This window comes from Cupriavidus sp. KK10 (genome assembly GCF_018223725.1).
Classification (GTDB): Bacteria; Pseudomonadota; Gammaproteobacteria; order Burkholderiales; family Burkholderiaceae; genus Cupriavidus; species Cupriavidus necator.
In genome coordinates, this window is the sequence record NZ_CP073677.1 from 3,889,565 (window position 1) to 3,912,482 (window position 22,918).

The window sequence follows — 22,918 nt, forward strand, 5'->3', positions numbered from 1 at the left end:
ATTGGTCCTACCAACGCTGCGGCATGCCGGCCGCGGCACTCAGATCAGCCCGGCGCCGGCAAGCTCCCGCTTCAGGTAGGCGTAGAAGATCGGTCCGGCGATCACGCCCGGGATGCCGAACAGCGTTTCCATCAGCAGCATCACCGTCAGCAGTTCCCACGCCGCGGCCTGGATGCGCGCACCGATGATGCGTGCGTTCAGGAAGTACTCCAGCTTGTGGATCACCACCAGGAACACCAGCGACGCCACCGCGATCGGCAACGACACCGACAGCGAGGCCACCACGATGGCGGTGTTGGAAATCAGGTTGCCCAGCACCGGCAGCAGCCCGGCCACGAAAGTGATCACCAGCAGCGTCTTGGTCAGCGGCAGGTGCACGCCAAAGAGCGGCAGCACCAGCAGCAGGTAGATCGCCGTCAGCACGGTGTTGATGGTCGAGATCTGGATCTGCGCGAAGATGAACTGCGAGAACGCCTGCTGCAGCGTGCGTGCGCGCGCCACCAGCGCCGCGGCCAGCGGCCGGCGGTTGGGCCGCACCACCGCGCGGTACAGCGCCACCATCGCGCCGATCACCAGCCCGATCAGGATATGCACCAGCGTGCGCAGCACCTCGGCACCCAGCTTCTGCGCCATCGCGGCATGCTCGCGCAGCGTCTCGATCAGCGTGTTGGCCAGCTCGTCCACGCCGTTGGGCAGCGCATCGCTGAGCCACGGCGGCATCTGCCCACGCGAGCGGTCGATGATGTCGGCCACATGGTTGAGCAGCCCGTCCAGGGTATTGCCCTCGCCACTGACAAAGCGCACCAGCAGCCAGCCCGCCAGCGTCAGCGCCAGCAGGATCAGCGCCGACAGGATGGCCACGGCCAGGGCGTCGTGGCGCTGGTTCAGGCGCTTCAGGCGCGGCGCCAGCACGTCCACCAGCGAGTACAGCAGCAGCCCGGACAGCAATGCCGCCACCAGGTTGGCGTGGAGCACGGTCCAGAGCGCCAGGGCGGTCAGCAGGTAAGCGACGGTGCCGACGCTGTACCACGCGGCCGGCAGCAGGCGCGGGGTGGTGGTCGGGTCGGGGTCTTTCATCGGGGTCTCCGGCATGCAATTTGCTCAAATTTATTCTGAATTCTCGCCGATCCAGATGTTGTTCCTGAGTCAGGCCATGTGCGCTGAGGCGATGTTGGCATCACGGCACACGCAAAGGCTGTCTATATTAGGGGGAATCGTGCCCGGCAAGGCGCCTGGCGCACCGCTGTCATCGTTTTCCCCAGAGCCCAGGAACGGAGCGCATGGCCTACACCCACACCATCGGCACCCACCGCCACGTCTTTGCCGACCTGCGCACGCTGCTGGCCCGGGCCAGCCCTGCGCGCTCCGGCGACGCGCTGGCGGGCGTTGCCGCGGCCAGCGAGCAGGAGCGGATGGCCGCGCGGCTGGCGCTGGCAGAGGTGCCGCTCAAGCAGTTCCTGACCGAGGCGCTGGTGCCGTATGAGGACGACGAGGTCACGCGCCTGATCCTGGACCGGCACGATGGCGCGGCCTTTGCCGCCATCGGCGCCACCACCGTGGGCGACCTGCGCAACTGGCTGCTGCTGCATGAGACCGACAGCGCCACGCTGGCGCGGGTGGCGCCGGGGATCACCCCGGAGATGGCCGCCGCGGTCAGCAAGCTGATGCGCAACCAGGACCTGGTGGCGGTGGCGCGCAAGTGCCAGGTGGTGACGCGATTTCGCAGCACGGTGGGGCTGCCGGGCCGGCTCTCGGTGCGGCTGCAGCCCAACCACCCGACTGACGATCCCAAGGGCATTGCCGCGTCGATCATCGACGGGCTGCTCTATGGCTGCGGCGATGCCACCATCGGCGTCAACCCGGCTTCGGACAACCTGGGTGCCATCGTCTCGCTGCTGCGCATGATCGATGAGCTGCGCAGCCGCTTCGACATCCCCACGCAATCCTGCGTGCTGACCCATGTCACCAACACGCTGCGCGCGATCGGGCAGGGCGCGCCGGTGGACCTGGTGTTCCAGTCGGTGGCCGGCAGCGAGCGCGCCAATGCGGCCTTTGGCATCAGCCTGTCGCTGCTGGCCGAGGCGCACGATGCCGCGCAGGCGCTCGCGCGCGGCACCGTTGGCGACAACCTGATGTACTTTGAGACCGGGCAGGGCAGCGCGCTGTCGGCCAATGCGCACCACGGCGTCGACCAGCAGACCATGGAGGCGCGCGCCTACGCGGTGGCGCGCGCGTTCTCGCCGCTGCTGGTCAATACGGTGGTGGGCTTTATCGGTCCCGAATACCTGTACGATGGCAAGCAGATCATCCGTGCCGGGCTGGAAGACCACTTCTGCGGCAAGTTGATGGGGGTGCCGATGGGCTGCGACGTCTGCTACACCAACCATGCCGAGGCCGACCAGGACGACATGGACACGCTGCTGACGCTGTTCGGCGTGGCCGGCATCAATTTCATCATGGGCGTGCCCGGCGCCGACGACATCATGCTGAACTACCAGAGCACCTCGTTCCACGATGCGCTGTACCTGCGCGAGGTGCTGGGGCTGCGCCCCGCGCCGGAGTTCGAGGCCTGGCTGCAGCGCATGGGCATTGCCGATGCCAGCGGCAGGCTGCTCGAGCCCGCCGCGCGCCAGCCGCTGCTGCAGATGGCCCACAGCCTGTAAGGTGCAGCCGATGACGGCCAGACGCCCGCCTCCCGCCGCTCCTGCCAACGCCGATGCCGATGCCGACCCGTGGCAACGCCTGCGCCAGTTCACGCGCGCGCGCGTAGCGCTGGGCCGTACCGGCCACAGCCAGACCACCGATGCGGTGCTGGCCTTCGGGCTGGCCCATGCGCAGGCGCGCGATGCGGTGCACCTGCCGCTGGACGTGGGCGCGGTCACCGCGGCGCTGGATGCGGCGGGGGTACAGAACCTCGCCGTGCACAGCGCGGCGCCGGACCGCGCGCACTACCTGCGGCGCCCCGACCTGGGCCGGCGCCTGGACGATGCCAGCCGCGCGCGGCTGGCCGCGGCACGGCCGGGCGACGCGCCCGATGTGGTGTTCGTGGTTGCCGACGGCCTGTCCGCGCTGGCCACGCAGACGCACGCGCTGCCGTTGCTCGATGCCACCCGCGCGCGCTTGCCGCAGACATGGCGCATCGGCCCGGTGGTGGTGGCCGAGCAGTCGCGCGTGGCGCTGGGCGACGAGATCGGCGAGCTGCTTGGCGCACGCCAGGTGGTGATGCTGATCGGCGAACGGCCCGGCCTGAGCTCGCCCGACAGCCTTGGCATCTACCTGACCCATGCGCCGCGCACGGGCCGCACCGATGCCGAGCGCAACTGCATCTCCAACGTGCGCCCCGAAGGCCTGCCGTATGCGCAGGCCGCCGACCGGCTCGCCTTCCTGCTGCGCGGCGCGGCGGCATTGGGCCGCTCGGGCGTGGACCTGAAGGACGACAGCGTGCCGGCGTTGCCTGAAGGCTGAAGCGTCTGCATCCCCCACCCGCCAGCATGCAAAACGGCCACCGCGCGGGTTCGCAACCCGCGTGGTGGCCGTTCAGTGGCCAATAAAAAGCGCCGCTTACATCATGCGGCGCGAAAACTGCCCGTGCCCAGCGTCCGACATCAGCCGCGAGAACTGTTCGCCGCTCATGTGCACCAGTTCCTGGTGGTCGCCGCCTTCGAAATACACGTCGGGCTGCGCCATCAGGCTGTCGTCCACATAGGTCTGCATGCCGTAGGCCATCGCCACCGGCGGGATCGCGCCGAGGTCGCAATCCTTGAAGATCTCGCGGATCTCGTCCTCATGCGCCAGTACCAGGTTGCGCCCGGTCTGTTCGCAGATGGCGGCCATGTGCAGATGGTGGCTTGAAGGAATCACGGCGGCGACATAGCCGCGGTCATCCTCCAGCAACAGCGTCTTGGCCAGCCGGTCCCCGGGAACATGCGCGGCCTCGGCAGTGGCCATGCTGCTGAGGGTGTAGGGGTGGCGGATGATGTCGTACTGGGTGTTCTTGCTGCTCAGGCAGCTTGCAAGCGTGCTAGCCAGGGCCATGGTAGCTCCTCAGGTGCGGATGCGCCGACGGTTATCCTTGTGCTCCTACTATAGTCCGTGGCGCCGCTGCCGAAGGCGACGCGCCCAGGGTCTGTTCCCCCATGGGAACAGACCCTAGCGGTGCAGGCGCGGCCACACTAGCGGTGCAGGCGCGGCCACACTGCCTGCAGCTCGGTCTTCAGGAAGTTCAGCAGATAGCGCGTGGCCAGCGTCTGGTAGCGGTTGGGCATGGTCAGCATATAGAGCTTGCTGCCGAACACGCTGATGCGGTAGTCACAGAGCAGCGGCACCAGCGCGCCGCTGTCCAGTTCGGCGCCGATCGCATAGATCGGGAGAATGCCGATCCCCAGGCCTGCCAGCACCGACTCCTTCAGGAAAGCAAAGTTTTCCGAGGTCAGCGTCGGTTCGAGCACCACCTGCTCGCGGGTTTCGTTCGCGTCATGGCCTTCATCGGCATCCAGCCGCGTGCCCGATGCCTTGAGTTTCTGGCCCACCGGCGACGCGCACACCATCGCATGTCCTTGCAGCCCGGTGAGTGTTTTCGGCGCAGGATGCGCGGCGAGATACCCCGGCGACGCGCACACGATCCAGTCGACTTCGCCAATCTCCGTGGCGACCACCGAATCGGGCGGGGTGGAGATAATGCGCAGCGCCACGTCCACGTCCTCGGACACCAGGTTGTGCACGCGGTTGTCGAACATGACGTCAAGCGTGATGTCGGGATAGCGCTGCTTGAACAGCACCAGCAGCGGCGACAGTAGCGTATGCCCCAGCCCTGTGGGCACCGAGAGCCGCACATGGCCCTGCAGGCTCTTGCCCATATTGCTGATCAGCGCATTGGCGGCCGCTACTTCGCCCAGGATGTTGCGGCCGTGCTCGTACAGGCCGGCGCCGACCGGGGTCGGCTCGACATGGCGCGTGGTCCGGCGCAGCAGCTGCACGCCCAGCTCTTCTTCGAGCGCCTTGAGCCGGTAGCTCACATTGGCGCGCGTCATCTTGAGCTTGCGCGCGGCCGCGCTCAGGTTGCCCGCATCGACGATGTCGACGAACAGGCGCAGGGCGTTCAGGTCCATGGGGTGATCAATGAAAGACGGGGGCAATTGCGGCCCCCGTATATTGCCATGCTCGTGGCGGCGTCCCGCGGCATTGCACCGCGGGGTGCGCATCAATGCTCGTGATGCAGGTATTTGGCCTGGCGCGGCAGGCGCAGGCTGACGAAGAAGGCAATCACCATCATCGCCGTCACATACCAGTAGAACGCGGTCTCGTGGCCGAGCGTCTTCATGCCCAGCGCCACGTATTCGGCGGAGCCGCCGAAGATCGCGTTGGCGATGGCATAGGCCAGGCCCACGCCCAGCGCGCGCACCTCGGGCGGGAACATCTCGGCCTTCACGATGCCGCTGATCGAGGTGTAGAAGCTGACGATGGCCAGCGCCACGGCGATCAGCACAAAGGCAAGCTCGGGGCTGCTGACCGTGCCCAGCGCGGTCAGGATCGGCACCGTGCAGAGCGCACCCAGCGCGCCGAACAGCAGCATGTTGGTGCGCCGGCCGATGCGGTCGGACAGCGCGCCGAACACCGGCTGCATGCACATGTACAGGAACAGGCATCCCGTCATCACATAGCTGGCGGTCTTGATCGACATGCCGGCGGTGTTGACCAGGTACTTCTGCATATACGTGGTGAAGGTGTAGAAGATCAGCGAGCCGCCCGCGGTATAGCCGAGCACCGTGAAGAAGGCGGCCTTGTGGTTGCGGAGCAGCGCGGCCACGCTGCCGGCTTCCTTGCTGCCGCGGGTGGCTGCCGACGAGGTCTCGTGCAGCGTGCGGCGCAGGAACAGCGCCACCACCGCGGTGACCGCGCCGACCACGAACGGGATGCGCCAGCCCCAGGCCTTCAGTTCGGCCTCGTCCAGCAGTTGCTGCAGGATCACCACCACCAGCACCGCCAGCAACTGGCCGCCGATCAGCGTCACATACTGGAACGACGAGAAGAAGCCGCGCCGGCCGCGCAGCGCCACCTCGCTCATATAGGTGGCGGTGGTGCCGTATTCGCCGCCGACCGACAGGCCCTGGATCAGGCGCGCGAGCAGCAGCAGCGCCGGCGCCCAGTTGCCGATGCTGGCATAGGTGGGCAGGCAGGCGATCAGCAGCGAGCCGGCGCACATCATGATCACCGAGATCAGCATCGAGTTCTTGCGGCCGTGGCGGTCGGCGATGGTGCCGAACAGCCAGCCGCCGATGGGCCGCATCAGGAAGCCGGCGGCAAACACGCCGGCGGTGTTCAGCAGTTGCGCGGTGGGATCGGACTTGGGGAAGAATGACGGCGCAAAGTAGATCGCGCAGAAGGCGTAGACGTAGAAGTCGAACCATTCGACCAGGTTGCCCGACGAGGCGGCGACGATGGCGTAGATGCGCTTGCGCACCTCTTCGCGGCTCGGGGCAGCCGTCTGGGCTAGGGTAGCGGGGAGATCGGTCATGTTGTTGTCTTGCAGTCAGGGCGGCGCAGGGCAGCCGCGGGTCAGGTCGCGCTGCGCAGTGCTGGCGGCAGATGCCGGAAACATGGCGGCCGCAGGCCACCGGAACGGTGGGCGGCAAGGGGGAACACGGGGAAGGCCGGGCGGGAGCCCGTCGGTCTGGGGCGTGAACTGGCGCGCACTGCGGCGCATTTGCCATCGAAGCGTAGCCCGATCCGCCGGACCTGCACACCCCTTGGGTGTGCTGCGGTGCAGCATAGGCCTGCCGGTCGACGCAGCCATCAGGGTTTGCGGGCGATTGTCCACGTGGCTGGACACTGAATCCGGCTGCGGCCCGTCTGGCGCCCGGCCGCAACAGGGTGTTGCGTGCGCTGCGGCTTGCACTGTGCGCGGGTCTGGGCAATGATGCGAGCCGGACCCTCAACTGGCCTACTGCGCCCCCCGTTTGCCATGCACCGCTCGTTGCGTCGATGGCTGTGCCTGCCGTTGCTCTTTGCCGCCGCCAGCGCCCCTGCCCAGGACCTGGTCGAATGCAAGCGGATCGAGCACGACCAACTGATCACAGCCTCGCAGGAAACGCTGCTGTTCCTGCGCTGCCGCGCGCGCCGGGTCGCGTATGAAGCGCCGCGCCTGAAGGGCGTTTCGCAGCGCGTAAAGGACGACCTGGTCTTCGCCTGCCTGGACCAGGCCGACGCCGTGGAGCACCAGCTGCGCGTGCGCCACGGCTACTCGCGCGAGGCGCTGGCGCGCCTGCGCTGCGAACTGTGAGGGCCGACGCCGGGGGGCTGAATTCCGGCCGGCGCGGACGGTCTGCTCAGGCAAAGCCGCCATTGACGCGCACCACCTGAGCATTGACCCACGCCCCATCCGGCCCGGCCAGGAACGACACCGCCGCGGCAATGTCCTCGGGCGTGCCCAGCCGCTCCAGTGGCGCCACTTTGGACAGCTGCGCCACCTGCGCTTCCGATTTGCCATCGAGGAACAGTTCGGTCGCGACCGGCCCCGGCGCTACCGCATTGACGGTGATGCCGCGCCCGCGCAGTTCGCTGGCCAGGACCCGCACCAGCCCTTCCACGCCTGCCTTGGCGGCGATATAGGGACCATATCCGGGGAAGGAGCGCGCGATCACGCTGGTCGACAGCGCAATGATGCGTCCGCCTTCGCCCAGCCGCGCGGCGGCTTCGCCCAGCACCAGGAAAGCGCCGCGCAGGTTGGTGGCGATGGTCTGGTCGAAGGCGTCCAGGCTGGCCGGCGCAACCGGCGCCATCTGCATGATGCCGGCGCTGTTGACGACCACGTCGAGCCGGCCGAACGCCTGCTGCGCGGCATCGAACAGCCGTGCCACGTCTGACGCCTGCGCCACATCGCCCTGGATAGCGATGGCATTCACGCCGCTCTCGCGCGCCGCCGCCACCGTCGCTTCGGCCCGGGCGGCGTTGCCGGCGTAGCCAATGGCTACGTCGAAGCCGTCGGCGGCCAGCCGCAACGCGATGGCGCGGCCGATGCCGCGGGAGGCGCCGGTGACGAGCGCGGCGCGGCGGGAGATGGCTGGGGTAGAGGTCATGGCAGTTTCCTTGGGAGCGAATGGAAGATGACCTCATGATGGATGTTGGCTGTCTTTGGATAAATTCGCGAAAAGTAGTTTGATTAGCCAGAATTTCTTAACAATATCGGGCGTGCCGCATGCGCCGCACCGCATTGCACATCCCGGAAATCCCGCGCTGGCGTTGCAGGCTCCGCCTGCGCCGCTCCCAGGCATGCGTTAAGATTCTTCCTTTCCAGCCGTCTTTGGCGCTGCATCCTGCCGCTGTATCCCGCGTTTCGCCATGAGCAACCTGAACCAGCAATCCATCCTCTCCGTCCATCACTGGACCGACACCCTTTTCAGCTTCACCTGCACGCGCGACCCTGGTTTTCGCTTTGAAAATGGCCAGTTCGCCATGGTCGGGCTGGAAGTGAACGGCCGCCCGCTGCTGCGCGCCTACAGCATCGCCAGCGCCAACTATGAGGAAACGCTGGAATTCTTCAGCATCAAGGTGCCCGATGGCCCGCTGACCTCGCGCCTGCAGCACCTGCGCGAGGGCGACCAGATCTTCGTCGGCAAGAAGCCGACCGGCACGCTGCTGGTGGACAACCTGCTGCCCGGCAAGACGCTGTGGCTGCTGGCCACCGGCACCGGCCTGGCGCCGTTCCTGTCGATCATCCGCGATCCGGAGGTCTACGAGCGCTACGACAAGGTCGTGCTGACCCACACCTGCCGCTTCGTTGAAGAGCTGGCCTATCGCGAGCTGATCCAGGAACACCTGCCGCAGCACGAGCACCTGGGCGATCTGGTGCGCGAAAAGCTGGTGTACTTCCCGACCGTGACGCGCGAAGAGTTCGACAACCGCGGCCGCATCACCGACCTGATCGCCTCGGGCGAGCTGTTCGAGCGACTGGGCGTGGAGCCGTTCTCGCTGGAGAACGACCGCATCATGCTGTGCGGCAGCCCGGACATGCTCAAGGACGTCCGCGGCATCCTGGAAGCGCGCGGATTCGCCGAAGGCAATATGAGCCATCCCGGCCATTTCGTGCTGGAAAAGGCCTTCGTCGGCTAAGGCCGGCCTGCCCCGGCGCGGCTCGTTCCGTGCCGGGGCGCACCCTTGCTGTACCCCCCGGCTATACCTCCCGCGTCATCCCCTTCAGGTCGATCCACTCGGCAAACTGCGCCTCGGTGACATGCCCCGACGCGATCGCCGCCTCGCGCAGCGACAGGTTGCGCTTGACCGCCAGCTTGGCGATCTCTGCGGCCTTGTCGTAGCCGATATGCGGATTGAGCGCCGTCACCGGCATCAGCGAACGCTCCAGCAGTTCGGCGATGCGCTCGCGGTCGGCCTCGACGCCTTCGACCATATGCTCGGCAAAGCTCGACGCGGCCCCCGCCAGCAGGCTCACCGACTGCAGCAGGCTGTAGATGATCACCGGCTTGTAGGCGTTCAGCTCCAGCGTGCCCAGCCCGTTGGCCAGCGTCACCGTGGTGTGGTTGCCGATCACGCGGCAGCACACCATCGCCAGCGCCTCGGCCTGGGTCGGGTTGACCTTGCCCGGCATGATCGATGAGCCCGGCTCGTTGGCCGGCAGCACCAGCTCGGCAAAGCCGGCACGCGGGCCTGAGCCCAGCAGCATGAAGTCGCGCGCGATCTTCAGGAACGACGAGGCCGTGGTGCTGAGCGCGCCGGACAGGTCGGCCAGCGCATCGTGCGAGGCCTGCAGCGCATAGCGGTTGGGCGCGGGCTCGAACGGCAGGCCGGTGTAGTCGGCCAGCGCCCGCGCGAAGGCCGCGGCGAAGCCGTGCGGGGCGTTCAGGCCGGTGCCCACCGCGGTGCCGCCCTGTGCCACCGGCATCGCGCGCAGCATGGCCTGCTGCAGGCGCGACTGCGCATCGGCCACTTGCGTCATGTAGCCCGAGAACTCCTGCCCCAGCGTCAGCGGCACAGCATCCTGCAGGTGGGTGCGGCCGACCTTGACGATATCGGCAAAGGCTTCCACCTTGCGCGCGAAGGTCTGCTGCAGCTGCTCCAGTGCCGGCAGCAGTTCCTGCTGGATCGCGCGCGTGGCGGCGATATGCATCGCGGTGGGGAAGCTGTCATTGGAAGACTGGCTGGCGTTGACGTGGTCGTTGGGGTGCACCGGCGTCTTGCTGCCGACCTTGCCGCCCAGCAACTGAATCGCGCGGTTCGCGATGACCTCGTTCAGGTTCATGTTGGTCTGCGTACCGGACCCGGTCTGCCAGACCGACAGCGGGAACTCATCGGGCCAGCGGCCTTCGATGACTTCGGTCGCGGCCTGTTCGATCGCGTGCGCCAGTTCGGGCTTGAGCACGCCAAGCTCGCCGTTGGCGCGCGCCGCGCAAAGTTTCAGGATGGCGAAGGCCTCGATCAGTGCCGGCGGCATCTTCTCGTTGCCGATGCGGAAGTTCTGGCGCGAGCGCTCGGTCTGCGCCCCCCACAGGTGATCGGCGGGCACGGGCACGTCGCCCAGGCTGTCTTTCTCGATGCGGGTGGCGGAGGTGGACGGGGCAGACATGGGCAGACTCCTATGCAAGGCAGCGGACGGTTGGGCCGGGTGGCCTGGTGCAGTCCATTAGAATACCGCTTCACCGCGGCCGGCGCCCAGGCGCCCGCCGCCTTGCCTTGCCCTTAGCGACATCCCTCGGCCGCATGCTCATCGCCCAGCTCAAGTCCTTCTTCATGGTGGCCCGCATCGGCAGCGTCACGCAGGCCGCCAAGCGCCTGGGCCTGTCGCAGCCCACCATCACCGCGCAGATCCGCGCGCTGGAAGAAGCCTACGGGGTCGAGCTGTTCCACCGCGGCGGGCGCCGCCTGGCGCTGTCAGACGCGGGGCTGGCATTGCTGCCGCGCGTCGAGGCGCTGGTGCAGCAGGAAACCGAGATCGATTTCTTCCTGCGCCATTCGGGCGACCTGCGCACCGGCAGCCTGCGCGTGGGTGCGACCGCGCCCTACTATGTGCTGGAGCTGATCCGCAGCTTCAGCGAGCGCTTTCCCGCCATCGATGTCAGCGTGGTGACCGGCAATTCGCAGGAAGTGCTGGAAGCGCTGCAGGAATACCGCGTCGATATCGCCACCTCGTCGCAGCGGGTGGACGATGCGCGCCTGTCGCGCGTGCTGCTGGGCGTGGATCCGCTGATGCTGGTGGTGCACCGCACCCATGCGCTGGCCGGGCACACCGAAGTGGCCGTCAGTGCGCTGGCAGGCTGCCGCCTGCTGATGCGCGAACTCGGGTCGACCACGCGCATCGCCACCGAAGACATGCTGGCGCAGGCGCGCGTGAGCCCCGCGGCGCAGATGGAGATCGGCAGCCGGGAGTCGATCCGCGAGGCGGTGATACGCAACCTGGGCGTATCGGTGATTGCCCGGCACGAGGTGCCGAGCCATCCGGACCTGCGCGTGCTGGGCTTCACCGATGCCTCGCCCTGCCTGCACGAGTATCTCTATTGCCTGCGCGAGCGGCGTGGCGCCAGGCTGATCGATGCCTTCGTCGCGCTGGCCGAACCGCCGCAGGGGCAGCAGGAATCGGGCTGGGACCGCTAAGCCGTCATCTTCAGGCACTGCTCCATGCAGGCTGCGCAGGCGCGGGCGCAATCCTGGCAGTGCTCGTTGTCATGGTGCTCGCATTCCTCCTTGCACCACTTGCAGACTTCGGCGCAGTCTTCACACACCAGCGGCGCGAACTCGCTGTTGCGCAGCATGTAGGACGCGGCCAGCTGGGCGATGCCGGCGCAATCCATGTCCAGCGCGATGCAGCGCGCCATCTTGCGCACGTCCTGTTCTTCCAGGCAGGCCGCGGCGCACTTGAGTGCGGCAGCGGCTGCGGCATTGCAGGCGGCAATGCAGTCGGCGTAGCGGGCGGCGTTTTCCTGCACGGTGGGTCGGATCATGGAACGTCCTCCTTCGGGGGTAGGTGGATGAGACCAGCATGCCCACGGTGCCGGAAGCGGCGCATCCGCACGCGCACGGGGCATCGTTATCCACAATAGCAGGCGCTGGCGGTTCCTGTCGGCCCGGTATTTGCTGCGTCGCGCTGGTTACAATGCCATCTGAGCGCAGCAGATCGGCGACGGCGCGCACGCAACGCGGCCGTCACCTGCGACAATGGCCGGGCACCACCAGCACGCATTGCGCATCTAACAGGCACGGTCCCGCCGCACTGGCGGGGCCGATGCAAACACACACCGGCAGCACGGGGAAGGAAGGCACATCATGGGCGAGGCAAAACGGCGGGGTACCCCCGAGGAGCGTGCGGCACAGGCACGCGCAAAGATTGAGGCCTTGCGCCCCGCCCAGCTGGTCTGCGGGCACTGCAAGACCGCGTTCGCGCAATTCGACGCGCTCGACGTGCCGGGCCTGCCCGGCATCGATGCCGTGTTCGGCGGCGAATGCCCCGGCTGCGGCAACGACGTGGTGGTGTTCAAGGGCGCGCCCGATGCGGTGGCCCAGGCCATGATCGCGTGGGAGAAGATGCTGGGCGCCGATGCGCAGCTGGGCTACCAGTCCAGCGACGGCCGCCACGTACCGTTCGAGCCCGAGGGGGCCGGCGGCGCGGCGTCGGACAAGCCCGGCGGCACCATCCACTGAGCCCTCGGCCGGGGCTGCCTACTGCGCGCTGAGCTCGCCCGCCAGTTCCGGCGGGCCGATCTCATAGCGCCCGCGGCCCGCGCCCTTGGCGCGGTATAGCAGCACGTCCGCCAGGCGCATCAGTTCGCGGTCCTGCGCCGGACCGCCGTTGTAGAGCGCCACGCCGATGCTGACGTCCACGTCGGCGGACACGCCCTCGAAGTCGAAGGGCTCGTCCATTGCCTGCAGGATGGCCTGCGCCACGCGGCGTGCCGCGGCGGGCCGGGTCATGTCTTCGAGCACCACCGCGAACTCGTCGCCACCCAGCCGGGCGACGGTGTCGCGCTCGCGCACGCAGCGGCGCACGCGCTGGGCAAAGGTCTGCAGCAGCTGGTCGCCGGCGGCGTGGCCGTGAATATCGTTGACGGCCTTGAAGCGGTCCATGTCCAGGTACAGCAGGGCCATCAGCGTGCCATGCTCGCGGCTGCGCACCATCGCCGCGTGCAGCTGGCCCTCGAAAGCGCTGCGGTTCATCAGCTGCGTCAGGTGGTCGGTGCGCGACATGCGCGCTAGGCGCTGCGTCTCCAGCTTGCGCTGCGTGATGTCCTGCACGTGGATATGCACGCCCACCACCTCGCTGCCGTCGGCGCTCCATTCCGGGCGCAGGCTGCTCTCCATGCAGTGGTATTCGGGGTCGCTGTCTTCGGTTTCGAAGGTCACCGCAGTGCCCGCCAGCGCGCGCTGCATGAATGGCTGCACGCGCGCGTAGCGGGCCTCGCCCAGGATCTCGCGCACGTGCCTGCCGCGCAGTTCCTCCGGCTTCAGGCCGAAGACACGCTCGTAGGCCTGGTTGTTGAACACATAGCGCTCATCGGTGTCGATAAAGGCCAGCAGCGATGGCAGCGTGTCGGTCACCGCGCGCAGGCGCCGTTCGCTGCGGTCCAGCGCCTGGCGGCGCTCGCGCACGTCGCGCATCAGCTTGATGAAGGCGCGCGTCACGTCGCCGATCTCGTCGCGCTGCTGCCGTGTCGGCAGCCGCTCGAACGCGGACAGGTCGTTGGCGCTGGCCTGCACCACCTTGTGCAGGCGCGCCAGCGGCGCCAGCTGGCGCCGCACAGCCAGCCAGATCAGCAGGGCCACCGCCGCCATGGCCACCCCGGCCATGCTCAGGAAGCGCTGCTGCATCTGGTGCAGCGGTGCGTAGGCCTCGCGCGCGGGCAGCAGCGCCACCAGTTCCCAGCCGGTGCTCGACATCAGGTAGCGTGCGATCACCGGCCGCGCCGGCGTGAGGAATTCCAGCGGCGCGGGGCTGTCATCCTCGCCGCAGGTATCGGCCACGGCCTGCGCCGGCTGGCGCGCCTGCGCGGGATCGGGATGGCGGATGTAGACCGGCTCGGGGCCGGCCGACACCAGGCAGTAGTAGCCGGTGGTGCCGAGGCGGTTGTGCAGGATCTCGACCAGGAAGTTGGCGCTGGACAGGTCCAGCCAGCCGCCCACCAGGCCGACGAAGGCCTGGTTCGGCGCCAGCACCGGCACCGCCACCATCACCCCCATCTGGCCGTTGGTGCGCGAGCGGATGGGCGGCGACACCACGGGCGCGAGCGAGCGGGCGGCCTCGCGGAAATAGCTGCGGTCGCCAATGTCCGCCCCGCTGCCGCGGTTACTGACGATGTTGCCCTGCATGTCGGCGACCAGCAGCGCGTTGAACGCGGCCGGCACCGGGATCGCTGCGGACAGCGCATCCAGCGCCCGCTCGCGCACCGCGGCGGCTTGCGCGCCATGCGCCTGCGCCAGCAGGCCGCTGAGTTGCGCAGCCTGGTGCGAGAGCAGCACGATGCGGTCGCTCATGGCGGTGTCGAGCTGGCTGGCGGTCAGCTTGACGACGGAGTCCTGCTGGACTTGCAGCGCATCGTGCAGGTCGCGGTGGGCATCGTACAGGGCGGTCAGTACGATGCCGGTGCCGAACACCGCGGCCAGCACGGTGGTGATGATCGCAATGCGCGCTTTCAGCGTGGGTGTGTAGACGGGCATGTAGGGCGCAGTTGGGGCGTTAGTGTCCTGTTCCGCAGATACCTTGCCATGAAATCGCCCAGTTGCCCGCCATGCGTCGTTGCTCGTCGTTGCCATAGCTACTGCTATGGCGCCTCCTCGCGCCTAGCCTGACAGTCAACTGGACGATTACATTTTGGCAAGTTATCTACGGAACAGGACACTAGTGGCGCGGACTGTCGCGTACTTGGAGGGGGCATCTCCGGTGGAACCCTACCATACCCCGCCGTGGTGGGGCATGCGGTCTTTCCCCCGAACGGGTTCATCCCCGGCGGGGGTGTGCGGGCTGCCTGTGCCACGGTATAGTCCCCCGTTAATGCGAAGGCAAGTCCACGCAGACGGCATGCCCCTGCTGCATGCCGGAACCGATCGACCATGAGACTGACTTCGCTTTCCCCTGCCTTGTTGTCATTGCTGGTCGCGGCCAGCGGCGCGCTGTTGACGGCAGGGGCATGGCTGCAGGCGGAGCGGCTCGAGCGCCGCGAGGCGCAGCAGCATTTCGACGCACTGCTGGGACAGGCCGGCAGCGTGCTGCGCGAGCGCATGCTGGAGAACGAACGCCTGCTGCGCGGCGTGGCCGCCGTGCTGAGCGCCAACTCGGACACCTCGCGCGCGCAGTGGCGCGACTATCTCTATACCGCCCAGCTCGACGACCTGCCCGCCGGCACCCAGTCGATCGGCTACGCGCCGCTCACGCCGTTGCAGCGGGTGCCGCGGCTGGTGCAGGCCGCCCGTGCCGACGGCCTTGCCGACTACGACATTCATCCCGGCGGCACGCGCGACCTGTACGCACCCATCTTCTATATCGAACCGCTGGACGGGCGCAACACGCGCGCCGCCGGCTTTGACATGCTGTCCGAGCCGACGCGCCGGGCGACGCTGGAAGCCGCCCGCGACAGCGGCGAACCGCGGCTCACGCCCGGCCTGGCACTGGTCCGCGAAGCCGAGGCGGCGCAGCGCCAGCACGGCGCGCTGATATTCCTGCCGGTCTACGCCGGGGAGGCGGCGGTCAGCACGGTGGCGCAGCGGCGCCACGCGGTGCTCGGCTATGTCTACGTGTCGCTGCGCCTGGGCGACCTGATGCGCGCGGTCGGAGCCCCGGCCGCGGCGGAACTGGAACTGTCGCTGTATGAGGGCTCCCCGGCCGCTCCCGGGCCGATGCTGTCCGGCGGGCCGACCGAGGGCGAGCGCCGTGAGGACGGCAGTGCCGCGCTGCTGCAGGGCGAGCGCCAGCTCCAGTATGGCGGCGTCACCTGGACGCTGCGCGGCGCCACGCGCCCCGCCTTCGAAGCCGCACATGGCCCGCGGCAGGCGTACCTGGTGCTGGCCGCGGGCACGCTGGCCACGCTGCTGCTGGCGTGGCTCACCCATGCACTGGCATGCCGGGGCCGCGCCGCGCGCCAGCGCGAAGCGCAGGCCGTCCATGCCTGGGAAGATGACAACGCCATGCTGCAGGCGTGCATGGCACAGTCGGCCGACGGCTTCCTGCTGGCCGATGCCCAGGGCGTGGTGGTGCGCGCGAGCGAGCGGGCGGGGCAACTGTTCGGCGCCGATCCGGCGGCACTGGCCGGGCGCAGCCTGGACACCCTGGTACCCGGCGCCACCGGCGTAGTCCCCAGCGGCGCTGCGGCCGGGGTCGAGGCCCACCGTGAACTGGCGGGCGTGCGCGCAGACGGCAGCCGCTTCGCGCTGCGCGCCGGCGCCGCGCGCCTGCCTGTGGCCGACGGCGGCACCGCGCACTGGCTGTGGGCGGTCACGGACCTGGAGCCGGAACGGCGCGCCCAGCAGGCCGCCGCGGTGCAGGCCGCGCGCTATGCCGGGCTGCTCGACCATGCCGCCTTCTGCGTGATCACCTTCGATGAGGACGGGCTGATCACCGGCATCAACGCGGCTGGCCAGCGCATGCTCTGGTACAACACCGCGGAGCTGGTCGGGCACATGCACATGACCGGCCTGCATATTGCCGACGAACTGGCCGACCATGCTCGCATGCTCAGTGGCGAACTGGGCGAGCCGGTGCCGCCGGGGCTGCCCGCCCTGGTGGCCAAGGCACGGCTTGGCCTGACCGACGAGCGCGAATGGACCTGGGTGCGCAAGGGCGGCTCGCGCATGCCGGTGCAACTGGCGGTGTTCGCCTTGCCGGCGCCCATCGAGGCTGCGGCCGCCGACGCCGCGCCAGCCGGTCCCGCCGATGGTGCCGAGCCCCGGTCCGCGCCGTCGCCTGGCTACCAGGCCATCGGCTACGATCTGACCGAGCGCCTGCGCGTCGACGAGTACATCCGCCACCTGGCGCTGCACGACCCGCTGACCGGCCTGCCCAACCGCGCCGAGCTGAGCGAGCGCGCGCAGGCGTTGCTGCTGCACGCGCGCAGCCACGGCGAGCGCGTGGCCCTGCTGCTCCTCGACCTGGACCATTTCAAGCACATCAACGACTCGCTCGGCCACCCGGTTGGCGACGACGTGCTGCGCACCATGGCCGACCGCCTCAAGGGCACGGTACGACAGGGCGACCTGGTGGCGCGCATGGGCGGCGATGAATTCGGCGTGGTGCTGGGCGGCCTGCGCCACGACAGCGAAGCCGAGCTGATTGCCGCCAAGATCCAGGTGCGCGTCAATGAAGAACTGCAGGCCGGCGGCCAGCGCCTGCGCGTGACGCCGTCAATCGGCATGGCGATCTTCCCGGACGATGGCGATAGCCTGACCGAGCTGCTCAAGGCCGCCGACTCGGCCGTCTACGCGGCCAAGCACGACGGCCGCGCGCAGTTGCGCCGCTTTGCCAGCGCCATGGCCGAGGCCTCGTTGGCGCGCTTCACCATCGAAGGGCTGCTGCGGCGCGCGCTCGCCCGCGATGAGTTCCGGCTGCGCTACCAGCCGATCGTCGATGCCGCGACGCTGGCCATCACCGGCGTCGAGGCGCTGATTACCTGGAACACCCCGGAACGCGGCGCCATGCAGCCGGCCGAGTTCATCCCCATCGCCGAGCAGAGCGGCCTGGTGGCGCCGCTGGGCGAATGGACCCTGGCCACCGCCTGCCGCGAAATCCAGGCGCTGCGCCAGGCGCTGGGCAGCGAGATCGAGGTCGCGGTCAATATCTCGCCGCTGCAGCTGCGCCAGGCCAACTTCCCCGATACCGTGGCGCACTGCCTGCAGCAGGCCGGCCTGCCGCCGCAGGGGCTGGTGATCGAGGTCACCGAAGGCATCCTGGTCGACGGCGGCGAGACCACCATCGAGACCTTCCGCCGGTTGCGCGAGCTGGGTGTGGGGCTGTCGATCGACGACTTCGGCACCGGCTACTCCGGGCTCAATTACCTGACCCGGCTGCCGATCAGCCGCCTCAAGATCGACAAGTCCTTTGTCGACGACGTGGCCACGCCCGGCCACGACCAGGCGGTGGCCGCGGCGATCATCGCACTGGGTCACCAGCTGCACCTCAAGGTGATTGCCGAAGGGGTGGAGACGGCGGCGCAGTTCGAGTTCCTGCGGGCGCAGGGGTGCGACGGGCTGCAGGGGTTCCTGTTCAGCCAGGCGGTACCGCACGAGGTGCTGCGGGAGATCCTGGAAAAGGGGATTCGGGCGCCGACCCCCACGTCTGCGGGCGCCACTGCGCTGCGCGAGTCATAATCGCCCAGGGGCACCATTCCTAACTTGCCGGCGGGCCCCCCGGTGCCGCTGCCCCATCTCAAATCCCCCGATACTTCCATCGAAATACTTTGCCGATCTGCCACACGGCTGGCATCTGCGCTGCCTATGATGGCGACCGATTCCATTGAGATTGCGGAGATTCGGTCATGCAGGCAGGCAAGTCCGGGGAGGGCCGGGCGTTCCTGGCGGTGGAGCAGGTCAGCAAGCGCTTTGGCAGCTTCATGGCGCTGGACGGCGTGTCGCTGTCGGTCGGGCAGGGCGAGCTGCTGTGCCTGCTGGGCCCGTCCGGCTGCGGCAAGACCACGCTGCTGCGCATCATCGCGGGACTTGAGCGCGAGGACGCAGGACGCATCCATGCCGGCGCGCGTGAACTGACCGGGTTGCCGCCGCAGGCACGCGACTACGGCATCCTGTTCCAGTCCTATGCGCTGTTTCCCAACCTGACCGTGGCGCAGAACGTGGCCTATGGCCTGCACGGGCGCGGCATGGGACGCACGCACCGCGACGCGCGCGTGGCCGAGATGCTCGGCCTGGTCGGCCTGGCCGGCAGCGAGCGCAAGTTTCCGGGCCAGCTCTCCGGTGGTCAGCAGCAGCGCGTGGCGATGGCCCGTGCGCTGGCGCCGGCGCCTTCGCTGCTGTTGCTGGATGAGCCGATGTCGGCGCTCGACGCGCGCGTGCGCGAACACCTGCGGCTGGAGCTGCGCCAGCTGCAGCGCCGCCTGAACATCACCACCGTGATGGTCACCCACGACCAGGAAGAGGCCATGACCATGGCCGACCGCATTGCCGTGATGGACGGCGGGCGCATCGTGCAGGCCGGCACCCCCGCCGAGATCTATGAGCAGCCGGCGTCGGCCTTTGTCGCCGGCTTTGTCGGGCAGGCCAACTGGCTGCCGGGGCGCAGCGCGCAGGCCGGGCGCTTCACCGTTGGCGAGGGCAGCCAGGCCGTCGATTTCCTGGTCAACACGCCGCAGCCTGCGGCATCCGCCGGCCGGCTGTGCTGCCGCCCGGAAGCGGTGCGGCTGGACCCGGATCCCGCCGAGTCCAACCGGCTGCTGGCGCGCGTGGTCGACCAGACCTACCTTGGCAACCGCTACCGGCTGGCGCTGGAAGCGGACCGACTGCCAGGGCTGACCCTGTTTGCCGACGTGGCGCGCGAGGCGCGGCACCGGCTGCCCGACGCCGGCGGCCACAAGTTCTGGATTGCGCTGCCCGCGCAGGCGTTGCGGGTGTTTGCATGATGCGCGCCGCAGCCACGGTCGAGTCGCACCCGGGCACGCAGGCCGCCTCCTCGCGCGGCACCGGCCTGGCCTCCCGGCTGGCGCACGGTGCCCCGGCCGCGATGAAGTGGATCTGGCTGGCCGGGCTGGCCGTCGGCTTGCTGCTGCCGTTGCTGGCGCTGTTCCGCCAGGCCTGGTTCGATGCGGCGGGCCAATGGGCGCTGGGCGCGCGCATGGCGGCGCTGGTGACCAGCCCCAACTTCCTGCCGATGCTCGGCCGCAGCGTGGCGGTGTCGCTGGCGGTGGTGGCGCTGGTGGTGCCGCTGGCATTTGGCTTTGCCTATGCGCTGCAGCGTTCCTGCATCGCACTGCGGCCGCTGTGGCGCGGCATTGCGCTGCTGCCGCTGTTTGCGCCGTCGCTGCTGCCGGCGATCGCGCTGGTCTACCTGTTCGGCAACCAGGGCATTTTTCGCGGCGCCTTCGGGCAGGGCGGCATCTATGGCTTCTGGGGCATCGTGCTGGGCGAGGCCTTCTACACCTTCCCGCATGCGCTGATGGTGCTGGTGGCGACGCTGTCGCTGGCCGATGCGCGCCTCTATGAAGCGGCGCGCGCGATGGGCGCCAGCCCGTGGCGCACCTTCTACACGGTCACGCTACCGGGCGCGCGCCAGGGCCTGTTCGCCGCCGCCTGCCTGGTGCTGACGCTCGTGATCACGGACTTTGGCGTACCCAAGGTGGTGGGCGGCGGTTACCCGGTGCTGGCGCTGGAAGCATACAAGTCCGTGGTCGGGCAGCAGCAGTTTGACCGTGGCGCGCTCATCGGCATGCTGCTGCTGGCGCCCGCGCTGCTGACCTTTGCGGTGGACATGGCAATGCAGCAGCGCCAGCGCACGCAGATGGGCAGCCGCGCGCAGGTGTATGTGCCGGCGCCCGAGCGCGGCCGCGAGGGCGCGTGCCTGCTGCTGGTGGCGCTGGTCAGTGCCGCGCTGCTGGCAGTGATCGCCACCGCGGTGGGCGCGTCGCTGGTCAAGCTGTGGCCGTACAACCTGGGCCTGACGCTGGCGCATTACGACTTCGACAACATGGACGGCGGCGGCTGGCTGGCCTACCGCAACAGCCTGAAGCTGTCGGCGCTGACCGCGCTGGCGGGCACGGCGGCGATCTTCCTGGGCGCCTGGCTGACGCTGCGCACGCGCGGCCCGGCCTGGCTGCACGGGGTGCTGCGCGCGAGTTTCCTGTTGCCGATGGCGGTGCCGGGGCTGGTGCTGGGCCTGGGCTATGTGTTCTTCTTCAACGCGCCCGGCAATCCGCTGCACGCGCTGTACGGCACCATGGCGCTGCTGGTGCTGTGCAACGTGGCGCACTGCTACACCACCGGCCACCTGACCGCGGCCGCGGCGCTGCGCCAGCTCGATAACGAGTTCGAGGCCGCGGCGCTGTCGCTCGGGGTGGCGCCGCTGGTGACATGCTGGCGCGTGACCGTGCCGGTGTGCCTGCCGGCACTGCTTGATATCTTCCGCTACCTCTTCGTGTCGTCGATGACCACGGTCTCGGCGGTGATCTTCCTGTACAGCCCCGACACCGTGCTGGCCGCGATCTCGGTGCTGAACATGGACGATGCCGGCGACACCGCGCCCGCTGCCGCGATGTCGACGCTGATCCTGCTGACCTCGGTGCTGGCGGCCTTGCTGCTGCACGCGGTCTCGGCCGGCTGGCTGCGCCGCGCGCAACGCTGGCGCGCCGGCTGACCCTTGCCCGATTCGCCGTACCCCTGCATTCCGGAACACTCACCGAACCCAAGGAGAAACCATGTCCCGCATCACCAACCTTGTCACGGCGCTTGCCGCCGCGGCCGCCCTGCCGATGCTGGCGGGCAACGCCAGCGCCGCCACCGTGCTGACGGTCTATACCGCGCTCGAAGCCGACCAGATCGCCGCCTACAAGGCCGCGTTCGAGAAGGTGCATCCCGATATCGAAATCAAGTGGGTGCGCGACTCCACCGGCATCGTCACCGCCAAGCTGCTCGCGGAAAAAGCCGCGCCGCGCGCCGACGCGGTGTGGGGCCTGGCCGGCTCCAGCCTGGCCATCCTGGACAAGGAAGGCATGCTCGACCCGTATGCGCCGAAGAACCTGGCCGCAATCGATGCCAAGTACCGCAGCCCGGCCAACCCGCCGGCATGGGTCGGCATGGACGTGTGGGGCGCGGCGATCTGCTTCAACACCGTGGAGGCGCAGAAGCAGGGCCTGCCCAAGCCGACCTCGTGGGCCGACCTGACCAAGCCGATCTACGCGGGCAAGGTGGTGATGCCGCACCCGGCCTCGTCGGGCACGGGCTTCCTCGATGTCAGCGCCTGGCTGCAGATGATGGGCGAGCAGAAGGGCTGGCAGTACATGGATGGCCTGCACAAGAACATCGGCCTGTACACGCACTCGGGCTCCAAGCCGTGCAAGATGGCCGCGCAGGGCGAGTTCCCGATCGGCATTGCGTTCGAGTACCGTGCCATGAAGTCGAAGAAGGAAGGCGCGCCGATCGATATCGTGCTGCCGAGCGAAGGCCTGGGCTGGGACATCGAGGCCACCGCCATCGTCAAGGGCAGCAAGAACCTGGACGCCGCGCGCAAGCTGGCTGACTTCTCGGCCTCGCGCGAAGCGATGGCGCTGTATGAGAAAAACTTTGCCGTGCTGGCCGTGCCCGGCATTGCCAAGCCCGACGCGCTGCTGCCCGCCGACTACGAGAAGCGCCTGATCAAGAACGACTTCCGCTGGGCGAGCGACAACCGCGACCGCATCCTGGCTGAATGGAGCAAGCGCTACGAAGGGAAGGCGGAGAAGAAGTAAGGCACAAGGCGCGCCTGGCGGCGAGGGGATGGCCCGCAGAAACGGGTACGCCCCCCGCGCCGCGGCGGCCGCCCTGGCCGGATCAGGCCAGGCGCGGCACTTCGTCGGTGGCCGGCTGGCCGGCGTGCAGGCGGCGGTAGAGATCGTCGATGCGCTTGCGGCTGGCCTGCAGTTCTTCGCGGCCGCGCTCGGTCAGCAGGTAGACCCGGCCGATGCCGTCGCGCAGCACGCTTTCCAGATAGCCTTCCATTTGCAGGGCGCGCAGCAACGGGCGCACTGAGCCGATATCGACCTGGAAGCCGTATTCCAGCAACATGTCGGCAAGCATGGCCACCGTAGCCGGGACTTCGAGCGCAAATTGCAGGACGTAGACGCGGGCCAGCAGGCCCAGGAACTGTCGTTTCATGTGGACTGGCAACGCGGCAGACGCCGCGCCGGTTGACGCAGGCGCCGTCCGGAACCCGGGGTTTGCAGGCGTTGTGACGCCGGCGGCGCGGCAGCCTGCCATTCTGTTGGACTGGCAGTGCGCGATGCGCCGGGCAAGG

At 68.7% G+C, this 22,918-nt stretch carries 19 protein-coding genes; 10 read left to right on the forward strand and 9 right to left on the reverse strand.

What is annotated here, in order from left to right; genetic code table 11:
* Positions 1-39: 39 nt before the first annotated feature.
* The gene (locus KB879_RS18180) at positions 40-1,077 is read right to left on the reverse strand and encodes an AI-2E family transporter (protein ID WP_013951802.1); all 1,038 of its coding nucleotides are present in this window, start codon (positions 1,075-1,077) and stop codon (positions 40-42) included.
* 203 nt (positions 1,078-1,280) lie between these two features.
* Here KB879_RS18180 and KB879_RS18185 point away from each other — a divergent pair, with 203 nt between their 5' ends.
* Entirely contained in the window at positions 1,281-2,663 is a 1,383-nt protein-coding gene (locus tag KB879_RS18185; protein ID WP_013951803.1) for an ethanolamine ammonia-lyase subunit EutB, read from the forward strand.
* A 10-nt stretch (positions 2,664-2,673) separates the two neighbouring features.
* The gene (eutC, locus tag KB879_RS18190; protein WP_153954338.1) at positions 2,674-3,465 is read left to right on the forward strand and encodes an ethanolamine ammonia-lyase subunit EutC; all 792 of its coding nucleotides are present in this window, start codon (positions 2,674-2,676) and stop codon (positions 3,463-3,465) included.
* A 96-nt stretch (positions 3,466-3,561) separates the two neighbouring features.
* Here the strand turns inward: eutC and KB879_RS18195 are convergent, their stop codons facing one another.
* The 3 genes from KB879_RS18195 to KB879_RS18205 form a co-directional block, all read right to left on the reverse strand.
* The gene (locus KB879_RS18195) at positions 3,562-4,035 is read right to left on the reverse strand and encodes an aminoacyl-tRNA deacylase (RefSeq protein WP_013951805.1); all 474 of its coding nucleotides are present in this window, start codon (positions 4,033-4,035) and stop codon (positions 3,562-3,564) included.
* 137 nt (positions 4,036-4,172) lie between these two features.
* Positions 4,173-5,108: a LysR family transcriptional regulator gene (locus tag KB879_RS18200; RefSeq protein ID WP_013951807.1), complete on the reverse strand. Its 936-nt coding sequence runs from the start codon at positions 5,106-5,108 to the stop codon at positions 4,173-4,175.
* Positions 5,109-5,200: 92 nt separating this feature from the next.
* On the reverse strand, positions 5,201-6,514 hold the full coding sequence (locus tag KB879_RS18205) for an MFS family transporter (RefSeq protein ID WP_153956638.1): 1,314 nt from the start codon (positions 6,512-6,514) through the stop codon (positions 5,201-5,203).
* A gap of 447 nt (positions 6,515-6,961) precedes the next feature.
* Here KB879_RS18205 and KB879_RS18210 point away from each other — a divergent pair, with 447 nt between their 5' ends.
* Complete coding sequence (locus KB879_RS18210; protein ID WP_228772747.1) at positions 6,962-7,279, forward strand: hypothetical protein; 318 nt, start codon at positions 6,962-6,964, stop codon at positions 7,277-7,279.
* A gap of 46 nt (positions 7,280-7,325) precedes the next feature.
* Here the strand turns inward: KB879_RS18210 and KB879_RS18215 are convergent, their stop codons facing one another.
* Positions 7,326-8,075, reverse strand: coding sequence for an SDR family oxidoreductase (locus KB879_RS18215; RefSeq protein ID WP_013951810.1), 750 nt, complete (start codon positions 8,073-8,075; stop codon positions 7,326-7,328).
* Between the two features lie 262 nt (positions 8,076-8,337).
* Between KB879_RS18215 and KB879_RS18220 the strand changes: the two genes are divergently transcribed.
* On the forward strand, positions 8,338-9,108 hold the full coding sequence (locus tag KB879_RS18220) for a ferredoxin--NADP reductase (RefSeq protein ID WP_013951811.1): 771 nt from the start codon (positions 8,338-8,340) through the stop codon (positions 9,106-9,108).
* A 61-nt stretch (positions 9,109-9,169) separates the two neighbouring features.
* Here KB879_RS18220 and fumC read toward each other — a convergent pair whose 3' ends face one another.
* Entirely contained in the window at positions 9,170-10,576 is a 1,407-nt protein-coding gene (gene fumC, locus KB879_RS18225) for a class II fumarate hydratase (protein WP_013951812.1), read from the reverse strand.
* Between the two features lie 134 nt (positions 10,577-10,710).
* On the opposite strand from fumC, the gene KB879_RS18230 reads away from it, so the two are divergent.
* Entirely contained in the window at positions 10,711-11,601 is an 891-nt protein-coding gene (locus tag KB879_RS18230) for a LysR family transcriptional regulator (RefSeq protein ID WP_041228504.1), read from the forward strand.
* Here the strand turns inward: KB879_RS18230 and KB879_RS18235 are convergent.
* A complete protein-coding gene (locus KB879_RS18235) occupies positions 11,598-11,948 on the reverse strand; it encodes a four-helix bundle copper-binding protein (protein ID WP_013951814.1) in 351 nt (116 codons plus the stop codon). The two genes, KB879_RS18230 and KB879_RS18235, sit on opposite strands and share 4 nt — an antisense overlap.
* A gap of 322 nt (positions 11,949-12,270) precedes the next feature.
* Between KB879_RS18235 and KB879_RS18240 the strand changes: the two genes are divergently transcribed.
* Positions 12,271-12,645 carry a hypothetical protein gene (locus KB879_RS18240; RefSeq protein WP_010814047.1) on the forward strand — a complete coding sequence of 125 codons (375 nt, stop codon included), beginning with the start codon at positions 12,271-12,273 and terminating at the stop codon, positions 12,643-12,645.
* 18 nt (positions 12,646-12,663) lie between these two features.
* Here KB879_RS18240 and KB879_RS18245 read toward each other — a convergent pair whose 3' ends face one another.
* Positions 12,664-14,655 (reverse strand): diguanylate cyclase domain-containing protein, encoded by a 1,992-nt coding sequence (locus tag KB879_RS18245; protein WP_153956637.1) that lies wholly within the window; start codon positions 14,653-14,655, stop codon positions 12,664-12,666.
* Positions 14,656-15,048: 393 nt separating this feature from the next.
* On the opposite strand from KB879_RS18245, the gene KB879_RS18250 reads away from it, so the two are divergent.
* The 4 genes from KB879_RS18250 (at position 15,049) to KB879_RS18265 (ending at position 22,373) form a co-directional block, all read left to right on the forward strand.
* Positions 15,049-18,294 (forward strand): EAL domain-containing protein, encoded by a 3,246-nt coding sequence (locus KB879_RS18250; protein WP_211979526.1) that lies wholly within the window; start codon positions 15,049-15,051, stop codon positions 18,292-18,294.
* Between the two features lie 167 nt (positions 18,295-18,461).
* Positions 18,462-19,556 carry a putative 2-aminoethylphosphonate ABC transporter ATP-binding protein gene (locus KB879_RS18255; protein ID WP_153956636.1) on the forward strand — a complete coding sequence of 365 codons (1,095 nt, stop codon included), beginning with the start codon at positions 18,462-18,464 and terminating at the stop codon, positions 19,554-19,556.
* Positions 19,553-21,283, forward strand: coding sequence for a putative 2-aminoethylphosphonate ABC transporter permease subunit (locus tag KB879_RS18260; protein WP_153956635.1), 1,731 nt, complete (start codon positions 19,553-19,555; stop codon positions 21,281-21,283). The genes KB879_RS18255 and KB879_RS18260 overlap by 4 nt, the downstream gene beginning before the upstream one ends.
* A gap of 61 nt (positions 21,284-21,344) precedes the next feature.
* Positions 21,345-22,373, forward strand: a complete 1,029-nt coding sequence (locus KB879_RS18265) for a putative 2-aminoethylphosphonate ABC transporter substrate-binding protein (protein ID WP_013951819.1) — start codon at positions 21,345-21,347, stop codon at positions 22,371-22,373.
* A gap of 82 nt (positions 22,374-22,455) precedes the next feature.
* Here KB879_RS18265 and KB879_RS18270 read toward each other — a convergent pair whose 3' ends face one another.
* Complete coding sequence (locus tag KB879_RS18270) at positions 22,456-22,779, reverse strand: PadR family transcriptional regulator (RefSeq protein WP_041228506.1); 324 nt, start codon at positions 22,777-22,779, stop codon at positions 22,456-22,458.
* Positions 22,780-22,918: the final 139 nt, after the last annotated feature.

Coding starts and splice junctions, on each gene's coding strand:
- KB879_RS18200 (WP_013951807.1), bottom strand. CDS start 5,108: ATGGACCTGAACGCCCTGCGCCTGTTCGTCGACATCGTCGATGCGGGC.
- KB879_RS18205 (WP_153956638.1), bottom strand. CDS start 6,514: ATGACCGATCTCCCCGCTACCCTAGCCCAGACGGCTGCCCCGAGCCGC.
- KB879_RS18220 (WP_013951811.1), top strand. CDS start 8,338: ATGAGCAACCTGAACCAGCAATCCATCCTCTCCGTCCATCACTGGACC.
- KB879_RS18245 (WP_153956637.1), bottom strand. CDS start 14,655: ATGCCCGTCTACACACCCACGCTGAAAGCGCGCATTGCGATCATCACC.
- KB879_RS18255 (WP_153956636.1), top strand. CDS start 18,462: ATGCAGGCAGGCAAGTCCGGGGAGGGCCGGGCGTTCCTGGCGGTGGAG.
- KB879_RS18240 (WP_010814047.1), top strand. CDS start 12,271: ATGGGCGAGGCAAAACGGCGGGGTACCCCCGAGGAGCGTGCGGCACAG.
- fumC (WP_013951812.1), bottom strand. CDS start 10,576: ATGTCTGCCCCGTCCACCTCCGCCACCCGCATCGAGAAAGACAGCCTG.
- KB879_RS18250 (WP_211979526.1), top strand. CDS start 15,049: ATGAGACTGACTTCGCTTTCCCCTGCCTTGTTGTCATTGCTGGTCGCG.
- KB879_RS18270 (WP_041228506.1), bottom strand. CDS start 22,779: ATGAAACGACAGTTCCTGGGCCTGCTGGCCCGCGTCTACGTCCTGCAA.
- KB879_RS18215 (WP_013951810.1), bottom strand. CDS start 8,075: ATGACCTCTACCCCAGCCATCTCCCGCCGCGCCGCGCTCGTCACCGGC.
- KB879_RS18235 (WP_013951814.1), bottom strand. CDS start 11,948: ATGATCCGACCCACCGTGCAGGAAAACGCCGCCCGCTACGCCGACTGC.
- KB879_RS18185 (WP_013951803.1), top strand. CDS start 1,281: ATGGCCTACACCCACACCATCGGCACCCACCGCCACGTCTTTGCCGAC.
- KB879_RS18265 (WP_013951819.1), top strand. CDS start 21,345: ATGTCCCGCATCACCAACCTTGTCACGGCGCTTGCCGCCGCGGCCGCC.
- KB879_RS18230 (WP_041228504.1), top strand. CDS start 10,711: ATGCTCATCGCCCAGCTCAAGTCCTTCTTCATGGTGGCCCGCATCGGC.
- KB879_RS18210 (WP_228772747.1), top strand. CDS start 6,962: ATGCACCGCTCGTTGCGTCGATGGCTGTGCCTGCCGTTGCTCTTTGCC.
- KB879_RS18180 (WP_013951802.1), bottom strand. CDS start 1,077: ATGAAAGACCCCGACCCGACCACCACCCCGCGCCTGCTGCCGGCCGCG.
- eutC (WP_153954338.1), top strand. CDS start 2,674: ATGACGGCCAGACGCCCGCCTCCCGCCGCTCCTGCCAACGCCGATGCC.
- KB879_RS18195 (WP_013951805.1), bottom strand. CDS start 4,035: ATGGCCCTGGCTAGCACGCTTGCAAGCTGCCTGAGCAGCAAGAACACC.
- KB879_RS18260 (WP_153956635.1), top strand. CDS start 19,553: ATGATGCGCGCCGCAGCCACGGTCGAGTCGCACCCGGGCACGCAGGCC.